The organism is Agromyces sp. NPDC058484 (genome assembly GCF_042720415.1).
Classification (GTDB): domain Bacteria; phylum Actinomycetota; class Actinomycetes; order Actinomycetales; family Microbacteriaceae; genus Agromyces.
This window is the reverse complement of sequence record NZ_JBHXMP010000015.1, coordinates 72358-85771: the sequence shown is the minus strand read 5'-3', so window position 1 is coordinate 85771 and position 13414 is coordinate 72358. Positions and strand designations below refer to the sequence as shown.

At 72.4% G+C, this 13414-nt stretch carries 15 protein-coding genes; 2 read left to right on the top strand and 13 right to left on the bottom strand.

The features are described from left to right. Nucleotides 1-82 precede the first annotated feature (82 nt). The 11 genes from ACFWN7_RS13110 to ACFWN7_RS13060 all read right to left on the bottom strand — a co-directional run bounded on the left by ACFWN7_RS13110 (nucleotide 83) and on the right by ACFWN7_RS13060 (nucleotide 9257). Complete coding sequence (locus tag ACFWN7_RS13110; protein WP_376939253.1) at nucleotides 83-454, bottom strand: hypothetical protein; 372 nt, start codon at nucleotides 452-454, stop codon at nucleotides 83-85. Nucleotides 455-552: 98 nt separating this feature from the next. Then, entirely contained in the window at nucleotides 553-1989 is a 1437-nt protein-coding gene (gene hemL / locus ACFWN7_RS13105; protein WP_376939252.1) for a glutamate-1-semialdehyde 2,1-aminomutase, read from the bottom strand. After that, the gene (hemB, locus tag ACFWN7_RS13100) at nucleotides 1986-2984 is read right to left on the bottom strand and encodes a porphobilinogen synthase (protein WP_376939251.1); all 999 of its coding nucleotides are present in this window, start codon (nucleotides 2982-2984) and stop codon (nucleotides 1986-1988) included. Before hemB ends, hemL begins: the two co-directional genes overlap by 4 nt. An 80-nt stretch (nucleotides 2985-3064) precedes the next feature. Further along, nucleotides 3065-3880, bottom strand: a complete 816-nt coding sequence (locus tag ACFWN7_RS13095; protein ID WP_376939250.1) for a uroporphyrinogen-III synthase — start codon at nucleotides 3878-3880, stop codon at nucleotides 3065-3067. Then, entirely contained in the window at nucleotides 3877-4830 is a 954-nt protein-coding gene (gene hemC / locus ACFWN7_RS13090) for a hydroxymethylbilane synthase (RefSeq protein WP_376939249.1), read from the bottom strand. Before hemC ends, ACFWN7_RS13095 begins: the two co-directional genes overlap by 4 nt. After that, nucleotides 4827-5969 (bottom strand): ferrochelatase, encoded by a 1143-nt coding sequence (locus tag ACFWN7_RS13085; RefSeq protein ID WP_376939248.1) that lies wholly within the window; start codon nucleotides 5967-5969, stop codon nucleotides 4827-4829. Before ACFWN7_RS13085 ends, hemC begins: the two co-directional genes overlap by 4 nt. Further along, entirely contained in the window at nucleotides 5969-6706 is a 738-nt protein-coding gene (gene hemQ / locus ACFWN7_RS13080; protein ID WP_376939247.1) for a hydrogen peroxide-dependent heme synthase, read from the bottom strand. The genes ACFWN7_RS13085 and hemQ overlap by 1 nt, the downstream gene beginning before the upstream one ends. A 67-nt stretch (nucleotides 6707-6773) precedes the next feature. Continuing rightward, a complete protein-coding gene (locus ACFWN7_RS13075; protein ID WP_376939246.1) occupies nucleotides 6774-7883 on the bottom strand; it encodes a class I SAM-dependent methyltransferase in 1110 nt (369 codons plus the stop codon). 126 nt (nucleotides 7884-8009) lie between these two features. Further along, nucleotides 8010-8321: a DUF3618 domain-containing protein gene (locus ACFWN7_RS13070; protein ID WP_376939245.1), complete on the bottom strand. Its 312-nt coding sequence runs from the start codon at nucleotides 8319-8321 to the stop codon at nucleotides 8010-8012. Further along, complete coding sequence (locus ACFWN7_RS13065; protein WP_376939244.1) at nucleotides 8308-8712, bottom strand: phage holin family protein; 405 nt, start codon at nucleotides 8710-8712, stop codon at nucleotides 8308-8310. The genes ACFWN7_RS13070 and ACFWN7_RS13065 overlap by 14 nt, the downstream gene beginning before the upstream one ends. A gap of 14 nt (nucleotides 8713-8726) precedes the next feature. Continuing rightward, on the bottom strand, nucleotides 8727-9257 hold the full coding sequence (locus tag ACFWN7_RS13060) for a hypothetical protein (protein WP_376939243.1): 531 nt from the start codon (nucleotides 9255-9257) through the stop codon (nucleotides 8727-8729). A 179-nt stretch (nucleotides 9258-9436) separates the two neighbouring features. Between ACFWN7_RS13060 and ACFWN7_RS13055 the strand changes: the two genes are divergently transcribed. Together ACFWN7_RS13055 and ACFWN7_RS13050 are read left to right on the top strand one after the other, a co-directional pair. Continuing rightward, the gene (locus ACFWN7_RS13055; protein ID WP_376939242.1) at nucleotides 9437-10183 is read left to right on the top strand and encodes a hypothetical protein; all 747 of its coding nucleotides are present in this window, start codon (nucleotides 9437-9439) and stop codon (nucleotides 10181-10183) included. Then, entirely contained in the window at nucleotides 10180-10620 is a 441-nt protein-coding gene (locus tag ACFWN7_RS13050) for a helix-turn-helix domain-containing protein (RefSeq protein WP_376939241.1), read from the top strand. Before ACFWN7_RS13055 ends, ACFWN7_RS13050 begins: the two co-directional genes overlap by 4 nt. 17 nt (nucleotides 10621-10637) lie before the next feature. Here the strand turns inward: ACFWN7_RS13050 and hemG are convergent, their stop codons facing one another. Both hemG and hemE read right to left on the bottom strand, forming a co-directional pair. Continuing rightward, a complete protein-coding gene (gene hemG, locus ACFWN7_RS13045) occupies nucleotides 10638-12215 on the bottom strand; it encodes a protoporphyrinogen oxidase (protein WP_376939240.1) in 1578 nt (525 codons plus the stop codon). Continuing rightward, nucleotides 12212-13408 carry a uroporphyrinogen decarboxylase gene (gene hemE, locus ACFWN7_RS13040; RefSeq protein WP_376939239.1) on the bottom strand — a complete coding sequence of 399 codons (1197 nt, stop codon included), beginning with the start codon at nucleotides 13406-13408 and terminating at the stop codon, nucleotides 12212-12214. Before hemE ends, hemG begins: the two co-directional genes overlap by 4 nt. Between the last annotated feature and the right edge of the window lie 6 nt (nucleotides 13409-13414).

The following is a 13414-nucleotide window of genomic DNA, read 5'->3' as shown; positions in this document are numbered from 1 at the left end:
CGGGTTCGTGCTGTTCCTGTTCGTCTGAGCTCGCGCCCTCGGATGGGCCGAAGATCGATGAGCCGGTCGGGTCGGGCGCAGGTCACTCCGCGGGTTCGTCGGCCGCGGGTTCGACCTTCAGGCGATCGATGAGGGCCGCCGCGTGGTTGGTGCTCAGGATGATGCGGGCGAACTCGCCGGCGGCGAGCTCGAGCACGACGGCCTGGCGCTTGCCCTTCACGATGACGAAGTCGGTGCCGCCGTGGTACTTCCACGCGCCGACCGCGACCACGAGGGGAACTTCGGCGCCGCGCCGGCGGATCCCCCGGATCCATACCCACGGGTCGTCGGTGACGGTCGCCGAGCGGATGTCGTCGCGCTGCACGACGAGGTCTTCGGCGCGCAGCGCGAGCGTCTTCTCGGCCGGGGTGAGGTGAACCTCGATCCGGTCGTTGTGCACGCGAAGCCTGGCCATGGTTCCATCCTGCCCGAGTCGCCCGCCGAGGGCGGTGTCGACGCCCCACAAAGGCGCAACGCGTTCGTATCCCGTTTCCTGCGAACCGGGCGAGCCGGTTACGCGGATCGAGCGGATGCCGCGGCCCGAGCCGCGGCCGGAAGCGCCTCGATGATGCGGCCGATCGCCGCGTCGTCGTGTGCGGCCGTCACGAACCACGCCTCGAACACGCTCGGCGGCAGGGAGACGCCCGCGTCGAGCATCGCGTGGAAGAACGGCGGATACCGCCACGCCTCCTGGCGCTGCACCGTCGCGTAGTCGCGCACCTCGCCCGCGGCGGCCTCCTCGCCGAACACGAAGCTGAACAGGTTGCCGGCACGCTGCACCCGGTGCGCGACGCCCTCCGCGGCGAACGCGTCGGAGACGGCGTCGCCGATCGTCTCGGCGGCGGCGTCGAGCGTCGCGTACACCGCGGCATCCGCTGCCCTGAGGGTGGTGAGGCCGGCGGCGACGGCGACCGGGTTTCCCGAGAGGGTGCCGGCCTGGTAGACGGGCCCGAGGGGGGCGAGCCGGTCCATGATGTCGGCGCGGCCGCCGAGGGCGGCGACGGGCATGCCGCCGCCGATGACCTTGCCGAAGGTCATGAGGTCGGGCGTGTACGTATCGCTCGCTGAGCCCGCCGAAGCGCGCCCTTCGGCAAGCTCAGGGACCGAGTTCTCGAGCCCCCACCAGCCCGCCGCTCCGACGCGGAACCCCGTGAGCACCTCGTCGGAGATCACGAGCGCGCCGTGCGCGTGCGCGAGCTCGACGAGCGCGCGATTGAAACCCGGGGCGGGCGGCACGACGCCCATGTTCGCCGCGGCCGCCTCGACGATGACGGCGGCGATGCGATCGCCGTGCTCGGCGAAGGCCGCGCGCACCGCGTCGAGGTTGTTGTAGGGCAGCACGAGCGTGAGCGCCGCGATGTCGGCGGGCACGCCCGCCGAGCCCGGCAGCGCGAACGTCGCGAGCCCCGAACCCGCATCGGCGAGGAGCCCGTCGGAGTGCCCGTGGTAGTGCCCGGCGAACTTCACGAGCACGTCGCGGCCGGTGAATCCGCGGGCGAGGCGGATGGCGCTCATCGTCGCCTCGGTGCCGGTGGAGACGAGGCGCAGCTTCTCGACCGGCGCGACGCGTGCCTCGACGAGCTCGGCGAGCTCGGTCTCGACGGGCGTCGACGAGCCGAACGAGAGACCGCGGCTCGCGGCATCCGTCACCGCCTCGATCACGCGCGGGTCCGCGTGGCCGAGGATCGCGGGACCCCAGCCTGCGACGAGGTCGACGTACTCGCGTCCCTCGGCGTCCGTGACGTACGCGCCGCGTGCCGACACGAGGAAGCGCGGCGTGCCGCCCACCGACCGGAAGGCGCGCACGGGCGAGTTGACGCCGCCCGGGATCGCGGCCTGCGCGCGGGCGAAGAGCTCGGCGTTCGTCGCCCCGGTCCCTGAGCTTGCCGAAGGGCGCGTGCCGGTCGTGTTCCCTTCGACGGGCTCAGGGAACGAAGCGGTGCCGGTCATGCGGCGTCTCCGTTCCGGATCCACTCGGCCAGTTCGACCGCCCAGTACGTGAGCACGGCGTCGGCACCGGCACGGCGGATGCCGCGCACCGACTCGATCACCGCGCGCGTGCGGTCGATCCAGCCGTGGGCCGCGGCGGCCTCGATCATCGCGTACTCGCCCGACACCTGGTATGCCCAGACGGGGACGTCGCTCGCGGCGGCGACATCCGACAGCACATCGAGGTAGCTGCCCGCGGGCTTCACCATGACGACGTCGGCGCCCTCCTCGATGTCGATCATCGCCTCGCGCAACCCCTCACGGCGGTTACCGGGGTCGAGCTGATACGAGCGGCGGTCGCCCTCGAGGGTCGACTCGACCGCGTCGCGGAACGGGCCGTAGAAGGCGCTCGCGTACTTGGCCGAGTAGGCGAGGATCGCGACATCGGTGAAGCCGTCGTCGTCGAGCGCATCGCGCACGGCGGCGACCTGACCGTCCATCATGCCCGAGAGGCCGAGGAGCTGCGAGCCCGCGCGGGCCTGTTCGAGCCCCATCGCGACGTAGCGCTCGAGCGTCGCGTCGTTGTCGACCCGCCCGCGCTCGTCGAGCACACCGCAGTGTCCGTGGTCGGTGAACTCGTCGAGGCAGAGGTCGGTCTGCACGACCAGGCGGCCCGCGGATGCCCGGGCGGCGACGCGCGTGGCGACGTTCAGGATGCCTTCGGGGTCGGTGGCGCCCGTTCCGGTCGCGTCGCGATGCTCGGGGACGCCGAACAGCATGACGCCGCCGATGCCGGCGGCTGCGGCATCCGTCACCGCCTGCGGCAGGCTCGCGAGCGAGTGCTGCACGACGCCCGGCATCGACGAGATCGGCACCGGGGCGGAGACGCCCTCACGCACGAAGATCGGCAGCACGAGCTCGGCGGGGGCGAGTCGGGTCTCGGAGACGAGTCGTCGCATCGCGGAGGTCTCACGGAGGCGGCGCGGGCGGACACGGGGAAGGGGGGTGGGACTCACCCGAACAGCCTACGTCGGGGCGCCTGGGCGGGCGCCCGCCGGAGGCCCGGCCTCACGGGGGTGTGCGAACCCCGCCCGCGTCAGGCGCTCGCGGTCGCCGTGTTCACGACCGCGTCGATGAGCGACTCGGCGGTGCGCTCGCGCGCGACCACGTCGACGCGGAGCCCGAGCCTGGCGGCGTCCCGCTGCGTCTGGGGGCCGATCGCGGCGACGAGCGTCGACTCGGGAATCGGACCGAGCTGCTGCTGCACCTGCTCGGCGACGCTTCCGGATGTCACGAGCACGGCATTGACCCGCCCGGCGCGCACATCGTCGGCGACCTTCGACGCGACGGGCACGCCGACGGTGCGGTATGCGATGACCGCCTCGACATGGTGCCCGGCCCGCGCGAGCCCGACGGAGAGCACCTGCTTCGCGATGGCGGAGCGCAGGGCGAGCACGCGAAGCGGCCTGACGCCCTCGGTGGCCGCCTCCCACTCCTCGAGGAGGCCCCGGGCGGAGTTGTCTTCGGAGGGCACGATGTCGGCGTGGTAGCCGGCAGCGGTGAGCGCGGCCGCGGTGGTCTCCCCCACCGCGGCGACCCTCGTCGAGGCCGGGATGACCGCGCCATAGGAGGAGAGCACGTCGACCGTGGTCGCGCTCGTGATGGTGACCCAGTCGAATCCGCCGGCGGCGAGCTTCGCGAGCGCCGTCTCGAGGGCCGGCTGGTCGTCGGTCGGCGCGAAGTTGATGAGCGGTGCGATGACCGGCGAGGCGCCCCTCGCGCGGAGTGCCGCTGCGACGCCGTCGCCCCAGGGCCCGCCCCTCGGCACGAGCACGCGCCAACCCGCGAGCGGCTTCCCGCCGCCGGCGACGGGGATGTTGATGGCGCCCGTCAACGCCTCGAATTCGCTCACCGTGACTCCTCAGGTGGTGCAAGATCGGCGGCGCCGTTGCCGAGGAGTTCTGCGACGGCCCGTTCGGCGACGTCGCGTGCCGCGTCCGCCAGGTCTGCGGGCGAGCGGCTGTCAGGGGTGGCCGCGTGCGAGCTGGTCAGCCGCCGCGTCCCGTCGGCACTGTACACCGTCGCGGTCAGGAAGAGAAGTTCGTCGTCGAGGAAGGCGGTCGCGCCGATCGGCGCGGAGCACCCGGCCTCGAGGCCGGCGAGCACCAGCCGCTCGGCAAGCACGGTCGCACGTGAGGGGCCGTGGTCGATCGCATCGAGCGCCTGCTCGAGGTCGCGGTCGCCGCGCTCGCGCCGCACCTCGATCGCGAGGGCGCCCTGCCCCGGCGCGGTGGGCCACACGTCGAGGCCCAGGAGTTCGGTCGCGGCATCCGCTCGTCCGAGCCGACCGAGTCCTGCGGCGGCGAGCACCACGGCGTCGAGCTCTCCGGACTCGACCCGGCCGAGGCGCGAGTCGACGTTGCCGCGGATGTCGACGGCGACGACGTCCGGCCGGGCGGCGCGCAGCTGCGCGATGCGCCGCGGCGATCCGGTGCCGACGCGGGCGCCCTCGGGGAGGGTCGCGAGCGTGAGCCCGTCGCGGGCGCAGAGCGCGTCGCGGGCGTCGGCGCGCTTCGGCACGGCGGCGAGGCGGAGACCGGGATGCTCGGCGGTGGGCAGGTCCTTCAGGGAGTGCACGACCACGTCGCACTCGCCGCGGAGCAGGGCCTCGCGCAGTGCGGCGGCGAACACGCCCATGCCGCCGATCGATGCGAGCGAAGCCCGCGAAGTGTCGCCCTCCGTCGTCACCGGCACGAGCTCGATGTCGGCCTTCGCGGCCTTCGCGATGCGCTCGGCGACCTGCGTCGTCTGCGCCATCGCGAGTGCGCTCGCGCGGGTACCGACCCGGATGACGTCGGTCATCGCGGCGTCGCCTCCGCCGGGGTGCTCGCTGAGCCCGCCGAGGCGAGGTCAGCGTTCGCGGCGCCCCCTTCGACGGGCTCAGGGAGCGATGGCACTACCCGACCGGCGGCCACCCGCTCGTGGTCGGGCCACGGCCCGAGCGACGTGACGTGCGGCCGCTCGCCCTGCGGCACGTCGTTCACGCGCTCGAGCACCAGGTCGACGAGACCGGACACGAACGACGGATGCACGCCGGGCGTGGGGACGCGCCGCACCGCGAGCCCGTGCTCGCCCGCCGTCTCGACGGCCTCGTTGTCGAGGTCCCAGAGCACCTCCATGTGGTCGCTCACGAACCCGAACGGCACGATCACGACGGCGTCGATCGATCTGGTCCCTGAGCCTGCCGAAGGTGCGAGCTCGGCGATGGCGTCGTTGATGTCGGGCTCGAGCCACGGCGTGCGCGGGTCGCCCGAGCGCGACTGGTAGACGAGCGACCACGGCGAGACCGGCGCGGCGGCGTCGTTGATGACGGATGCCACGGCCAGATGCTGCGCGACGTACGCGCCGCCCTCGCCGAACTCGGGCCCCGAGGCGTCCGCGGCCGCGGTCGGGATGGAGTGCGTGACGTAGAGCACATGCGTGCGTGACGGCGCGACGCCCTCGGCCGCGAGGGAGGCCGCGGCATCCGTCACGCCCCCGATGAGGGGATTCACGAACCCGGGGTGATCGAAGTACTCGCGGATGCGGTCGATCGAGACATCCGTGCCCGTCGTGGCCTTCTCGAAGTCCTCGCGGTACTGGCCGACTCCCGAGTACGACGTGTAGGCGCTCGTGACGAGCCCGAGCAACCGGGTGTGCCCGGCCGCCGACGCCTCGCGCACGACATCGCCGAAGTACGGCGGCCAGTTGCGGTTGCCCCAGTAGACGGGCAGGTCGATGCCGCGGGCGGCGAGTTCGGCCTCGAGGGCCGCCTTCAGCTGCCGGTTCTGCTCGTTGATCGGGCTGACGCCGCCGAAGTGGCGATAGTGCTGCGCCACCTCCTCGAGCCGCTCGTCGGGGATGCCGCGGCCGGCGGTGACGTTGCGGAGGAACGGGATGACGTCGTCTTGGCCCTCGGGGCCGCCGAAGCTCGAGAGCAGGATCGCGTCGTACTCGGCCACTACTGCACCACCTCGACGAGTTCGGCGGTCGAGATGCGGCGGCCGGTGTAGAACGGCACCTCCTCGCGCACGTGGCGCCGCGCGGCGGTGGCGCGCAGGTCGCGCATGAGATCGACGAGGTCGGTGAGCTCGTCGGCCTCGATCGGCAGCAGCCACTCGTAGTCGCCGAGCGCGAAGGCGCTGACGGTGTTGGCGACGGCGCCCGTGAACGCAGCGCCCCTGCGCCCGTGCTCTGCGAGCATCCGGCTGCGCTCCTCGGGCGGCAGCAGGTACCACTCGTAGCTGCGCACGAACGGGTAGATCGTGAGCCACGACTTGGGCTCGACGCCGCGGAGGAACCCGGGCACGTGCTGCCGGTTGAACTCGGCGTCGCGGTGCACGCCCATGGCGTTCCAGGTGGGCAGCAGCGCACGGAACAGTCGCGTGCGGCGCAGCTCGCGGAGCGCCCACTGCAGCCCCTCGGCGGTGGGGCCGTGCAGCCACAGCATCACGTCGGCGTCGGCCCGCAGGCCCGAGACGTCGTAGATGCCGCGCAGGGTCACGCCCTCGTTCTCGACGAGCGAGATGACGTCGTCGAGCTCGCGCACGAAGCGCGGCACGTCGTGTCCGTCGAGGTCGTCGGGTCGGGCCGGGTCCTTCCGGAGCACGGCGAACACCGTGTAGCCCTCGGGAGACTGCTCGGCTTCGGGTTCGGTCTGGAGCGCGTCGGCTGCCGCTTCGGCAGCGGGGGAAGACATGTCTCCAGTCTCCCCCTTTCATCGTCATCGGCCAAAAGCACGAACGACGGATGCCGCGCACCCGCGTTCAGCGCAGCAGGCGCGTGAACCGGAAGAACGCGAACCCCTCGATCGGCAGTTCCTCGATCCCGGCGAAGCCCGCCTCGCGGGCGTAGCGCTCGAGCGTCGACTGCCGCATGACCGTTCCGGTACCGACCGAGTCGGGCGTCGACAGGCTGTCGGGCAGGCAGACGAGCAGGCTGTAGCCGTACATGATGCGTTCGACGTCGTCCCCCTCGGGCGCGAAGCCGGATGCCACCGCCTCGTCCATGATCACGACCTCGCCGTCGGGCTTCACCGCGCGGCGGATCGCCGCGAGCACGTCCACCGGGAACGGCATGTCGTGCAGCGCCTCGAAGACGAACGCGACGTCGAAGTGGGCGTCATCGGGGAGCGCCTCACCCGCGACGTGGTGGAAGCGCACGCGGTCGGCGACGCCCGCCGCCTCCGCGTGCTTGCGCGCAGCCGCGATCGAGGGGCCGTCGACGTCGAACCCCTCGACACGTGCGTCGGGATACCCCTGCGCGATCCCGATCGCCGACCAGCCGTGCCCGCTGCCGACATCCGCGATCCGGGCTCCCGGGCGCGAGAGCACCGAATGCACGGAGGGAACTCCGGCGAGCGCGGGGGCGAGTCGCTGCAGGAACCATGGGCGGTTGATGTCGCCCTGGGCGTCGCGGGCGTCCTCGCCGAGCCGCGCCCACGCGACCCCGCCGCCCGTTCGGTACGCGTCGAGCAGCGCAGGGAACTGTCCCGCCGTCGCGGCCAGGAAGCGCCCGAGCGGCGCCAGATAGGCGAGGGAGTCCGGGTTCGCGAGCACCTCGGCGTGCGCGGGCGGCAGGGAGAAACGGCGAGCGGATGCCGCAGCATCGGCGTTCTCGACGGTCACGATGCCGCTCACGGCCTGGTGCTCGAGCCACTCTCGCGCGTAGCGCTCGTGGGTGCCGGTGCGGGCGGCGAGCGTCGGCGCATCGAGCGGCTCGCCATCGGCGAGGGCGCGATACCAGCCGAGCCGGTCGCCGAGGTAGATGCTGAACAGCTCGATGCCGCCGAGCGCCGACGCGAAGACGCGGTCGGCGAACGCCGTCACCGCGTCTTCGCCGTCGTGATCGCCCTGGGTGCTCTGTTCCGAGGTCATCGTCGTTCCCCTTCGATCCGGTGACTCATCGCCGGCGTCTCACCGCCGACGAGCGGGCGGATGGTCTGCTCGACGTGCGCGCCTGCCGTGTCGCGGGGCGGTATCGCGGCGTCCGCTCGCTCTGGGCTACTTGCCGTCGACGGCAGCGCGAACGACGAGCCAGACGGTGACGCCCACCGCGGCGACGACGCCCACGGCGACCGCGACCGCGGCGACGGGGTTCTCGTCGGCGAACCTGCGCGCCTTCGCCTTGACCTCTGCCGACGTGCGACGCACCTGCTTCGGCACGTTGAGCTTGTCTTCGAGCGCGTTCAGCGTGCCGGCGAACTCGGCACGCGCCCGCTCGGAGTTCACCCTCGCCTCGAGCCGGGTGAGGTTGCGCTGGCGCGTCTTGGCGTCGCGCTTCTTGACCGGCCGGCCGGGGTCAGTAGCGGTCATACTCGCCGGTTCCCTTCACCACGTCGAGGTCTTTGCGAAGACTCTCGATCGACTCGAGCGGCTCGCTGCCGCGCTTGAAGTTGACCACCGCGATCCAGACGAGGATCGCGATGACGACCAGCAGGATGCCCGAGACGGTCAGCGCCGCAGCCCACCCCGGCATCACCAGGGCGAGCGCGAAGATGGCGGCGACGATGAGCGTGAAGAGCAGGAACACACCGACGACCGCGGCGCCGGCGGCGAGGCCGGCACCGATGCCGAAGTGCTTGACCTTGTAGCTGATCTCGGCCTTGATCTGGTCGATCTCGGCGCGAACCAGGTCGGAGACCCGGTCGGGGAGCTCCCCGACGAGGGTGAACAGCGAGCGTTCGTCATTCGACGGTGCGGCCATGTTCTCCTCCGCGATCAGGAGTCGGAGTCGGATGTCGCGGAGGAGCCGCCGGAGCCCGACTTCGACGCGGTCGCGGACTTCGACGCGGTCGCCGACTTCGAGGCGGCATCCGATGCGGTCGCCGACTTCGATGCGGTCGCCGACTTCGATGCGGTCGCCGGCTTCGATGCGACATCCGATGCGTCGTCGATCGCGTCGTCGAGCTTCGAGGCGGCGGTGTCGACGGCTGACTTCGCGGCATCCGCTGCCTTCGAGATGTTCTGCTTCGCCGAGCGGGCGGCGCTTCTCACATCGTGCTTCGTGGCGCCCGAGCCCTTGGTCGCGTTGCCGATGAGGCCCTTCACCCCGTCGAGCACGGTGTCGCCGAGGTCGCCGACGCGGGTCTTCGCGAACTCCTTCACGGTGCCGACGCCCTGCTGCACCGCCGGCGTGTTCCACACGCTCTCGGCGGCCTTGCGGATCTGCTCGTACCGTTCGCGGCCGGCACGAGTGCCGAGGACGTACCCGACGCCGAGCCCGACGACGAAGAGGACCTTGCCCTTCATGTGCACCCCATCTCCCCTGTGGATCGCGCTCGGTCGATCACCGTGGCGCCCATTTCCAGCGTAGACCCCGAGCCGAGGGGCGCAAGGGGGTTGCGCCGGAGTATTCCGTTTCGGCTATGTGTTCCCATCCGGACAGCGACGAGGCTTCCACTGTGTATCAGATCAGATACACTTAGTGCATGGCTGCACCGTCCGGCGAAGCAGGAGCGAACCTCCCGCACGCGTATGGCGAGCTCCATCCCGACCTGCAGCGAGTGCTCGAGTCCGCAGCGCAGCTGCAGGAACTCGTCGACGACACCGTGCTCGTCGGTGGTTCCGCAGCCTCGCTCTACGCGCAGCATCGCGCTTCGTACGACCACGACCACACGCTGCGCGACCTCCGCGACCGGTTCGACGTCGTGCTCGACGCACTCGAACGCGAGGGCGAGTTCGTGTTGAACCGGGTCGTGCACGGCAAGATCATCCTGGGCGAACTCGGCGGGATCGAGACCGGCCTGCGCCAGCTCATCCGCACGCGCCCGCTCGAGACACAGCGATTCCGGCTGCCCTCGGGTCGATCACTCACGGTCCCGACGATGGCCGAAACCCTGCGGATCAAGGCCTACCTCGTCGTGAAGCGCAACCAGACGCGCGATTACCTCGATGTCGCCGCGCTCGCAGCGCGCTTCGGCGCCGACGCGGCAGCCCGCGAGCTCGCGGCGATCGACGAGTACTACGCCGACGACTCCAAACCGGCCGACGAGCGCTCGGTGCGCGACCAGCTGATCCGCCAGCTCGCCGAACCGCTGCCGAAGGATCGGCGCACGACCGCGCGACTCGCGCAGTACAAGGGGCTCGTCGCCCGCTGGCAGGACTGGAACGACGTCACGGAGGCCTGTCGTGAGCTCGCCCGCGCGATCCTCGACGTCGTCGGGGGTGATGCATGATGGCGCTGCGGTTCCGAAACCTCACCGTGACCCCCGACGACTCGGTCGACCGGTGGGGCGTCGAGGGCATCCTCGCCGCGATCGACCGCGGCGGCGCATCGAACTGGGCGAAGGTCGCACACGCCGTCGAGGCGGCACCGCACGGCCCGGTCGCCGCCGATCTCGAGGAGGCGCTCTCGATCGCCGAATCGGTCGGTGTCACCGCACTCTTGCGCGCCGTGCTCGATGACGCTCGCGCGACACCAGAGCAACGCACGGTTCGCCGCCTACGCCGGCTCGCTCGTGCCACCGACCTGTCGCAGCAACAGCTCGCCGAACGGCTCGGCACCTCACGGAGCCGGCTGAACAGCTACCTGAACGGCGCCGTGACCCCCTCGGCCGCGGTGCTCATGCGGCTCGAGGACATCGCCCGCAAGCGGCGGGCGGAGATCGTCTGACCCCGATCCGGGGCGCGTCATGCGTCGTCGCCGGGCGAGACCGCGAGGTGACGGATGCGTCGTGCCGCCTCGAGCGCGTGCGGAATCACCGATGCCAGCCCCGTGCCGGCGACCCACGATCCGGTCGCCTCGATGCCGGGCTCGCCGGCGAGCAGGTCTTCGAGGGCGCGCACGCGGTCGCGCTGGCCGATCGCCGCCTGCGAGAGGGCGTCGCGCCAGGCGCTGCGGCCCGCGGCACGGAGATGCGAGGCGTCGAGCGGCACGCCGAGCAGCGTGCTCGCGTCGGCGAGCGCGAGCGCGGCCACCTCGTCGTCGGTGCGTCCGCCGAGCGGGTTCGGCTCACCCGCCCGCCCGTACGAGAGGCGCACCACATGGCGTGGGCCCGCGGCATCCGCGAGCCATCGCCACTTGGCGGTCGAGTGCGTGAGGGCCTTCGCGGCGACGCCGGGGGTTCCGGCCGCGACGAGCACGCCGGTTCCGCGCGGGGCGGCGTCGAGCGCGGGCGCGTCGAGCACGAGGGTCACGAGCTCGACGGATGCCGCGGCGGGCCACTCCGAGGCATCCGCCCAGCCGATCTCCGCCTCGTCGAGGAGCCGGCGCGACGTGTCGGCGGGTGCGGCGACGATGACGTGGGTCGCGTCGATTCGCAGGGGCGGCTCGTCGCCGCGGTCGGCCTCGACCCACCAGGCGGGAGCTTCGTGCTGAATCGCCGGGTTTCGAGACGCGCCGGGCTTCGCCGGGCGCCCCTCGGCCCGCGAGGCGAGACGACCGAGCGCCGTGGCCTCGGCGCCGGTGACGACCTCGACCCCGAAGCGGTCGAGCTCGGCGGCGAGCGCGTCGACGAGCCGGTGCATGCCGCCGCGCAGGCCGAGCACGGCGCTGCCGGCCTTGCGCTCCTCGACGAGCTGGCCGACGCCGCCCGAGAGCGAGCCCACACGGGTCATCGCCTCGTTGAGGCCGGGCGCGACGAGGTCGAGCTCGAGCTCGTTCGGGTCGCTGGAGTACACGCCCGCCGAGATCGGGGTGACGAGCCGGTCGAGCACCAGCGCGCCCATGCGCGAGCGCACGAGTCGGCCGAGGCTGTGCGCGCGCCCGATGCGGAGGATCGGCATCAGCCGGTCGGCATACGCACGGATCGCACCCCTCCAGCCGATGATGCGGCGCACGTCGTCGCCGAGCGGGTTCGCGGGGATGCCGAGCATGCCCGTGCGCGGAAGCGGCGCCGCATCTGGCGCGCCGCCGCCGCCCGGCCACACGAGCCAGGCGCCGGCGGGATTCGGCTTCACGATGTCGTCGGCGAGGCCGAGGTGCTCGAGGAGCTCGGCGACGCTTCCGCCGCGGGTGGCGAAGGACTCGGCGCCGCTGTCGAGGGTGAGTTCGTCGAGCTCGATGCGGCCGGCGCATCCGCCGATCGCGTCACGACGTTCGAGCACGGTCACCTGCAGACCGATCTTCGCGCACTCGAGCGCGGCGACGAGGCCTGCGACGCCGCCGCCGACCACGACGACGTCGGCGGTGCGGGGCGGGGCGGCGTGCTCGTCCGCGTCGGCGGCGTCGTCCATGTGTGCGTCGTTCCCGCCGGTCGCGGCGCTCATGCGGCGCCCGCCTCGTGCACGAGCTCGACCACGCGGGTGAGCACGGTCGGGTCGGTCTCGGGCGGCACGCCGTGTCCGAGGTTGAAGACGTGCGCCGGGGCGGCCGCGCCGCGCGCGAGCACGTCGCGCACCGCCGCCTCGAGCACGGGCCACGGCGCCGCCAGCAGCGCGGGGTCGAGGTTGCCCTGCAACGGCACGTCGGCGCCGACGCGCTGGGCTGCGACATCCAACGGAATGCGGTAGTCGACGCCGACCGTGTCGACGCCGATGTCGTGCATCGCGCCGAGCAGCTCGCCGGTGCCGACGCCGAAGTGCACCACCGGGACGGGTCGGGTGATCGCCGCGCCCGCGGCATCCGCGCTGTCCTGAGGCTCTCGAAGGGTCGTCTCGTACTCGAGGTCGTGCACGAACGACAGGGCCCTCGCCGACGCCGGCGCCACGTGCCGCTCGTAGTCGGCCAGCGAGAGCGCGCCCGCCCACGAGTCGAAGAGCTGCGCGGCGGATGCCCCGGCGAGCACCTGCGTGCGCAGGAACCGCCCGGTGAGCTCGGCCGTCCAGTCCATGAGCGCGCGCCAGGCGCCCGGGTCGGCATGCATGAGCGTGCGGGCGGCGAGGTGATCCTTCGACGGGCCGCCCTCGGCGAGGTACGCGGCGAGCGTGAAGGGTGCGCCGGCGAAGCCGATGAGCGGGGTCGCAGCGCCGGATCGGACCTGCCCTGAGGCCGTCGAAGGGTCGGTCGTGTTGAGCTCCGCGACCGTGCGCTCGACGGCCTCGGTGATCGGCCCGGATGCCTCGTCGAGTCGCGCGGGGTCGATGCCCGTCAGCTCGGCGACGCCCGCGGCATCCGCATATCCCCTGCTGAAGACCGGCCCGCGGCCCGGCTGGATCTCGACGTCGACGCCCACGAGCTTCAGCGGCACGACGATGTCGCTGAAGAAGATGCCGGCGTCGACCCGGTGTCGTCGCACCGGCTGCAGCGTGATCTCGCTCGCCAGCGCGGTGTCGAGGCACGCGTCGAGCATGCGGGTGCCGACGCGCAGCTCGCGGTACTCGGGCAGCGACCGGCCCGCCTGCCGCATGAACCACACGGGTGTCGTGTCGGAGCGCTCTCCTCGATAGGCGCGCACGAGGCGCGAATCGCCCGTCAGGCCGGCGGACAGGGGATGCTGCGGGGGGAGGATCACGCGTGCCATTGTCGC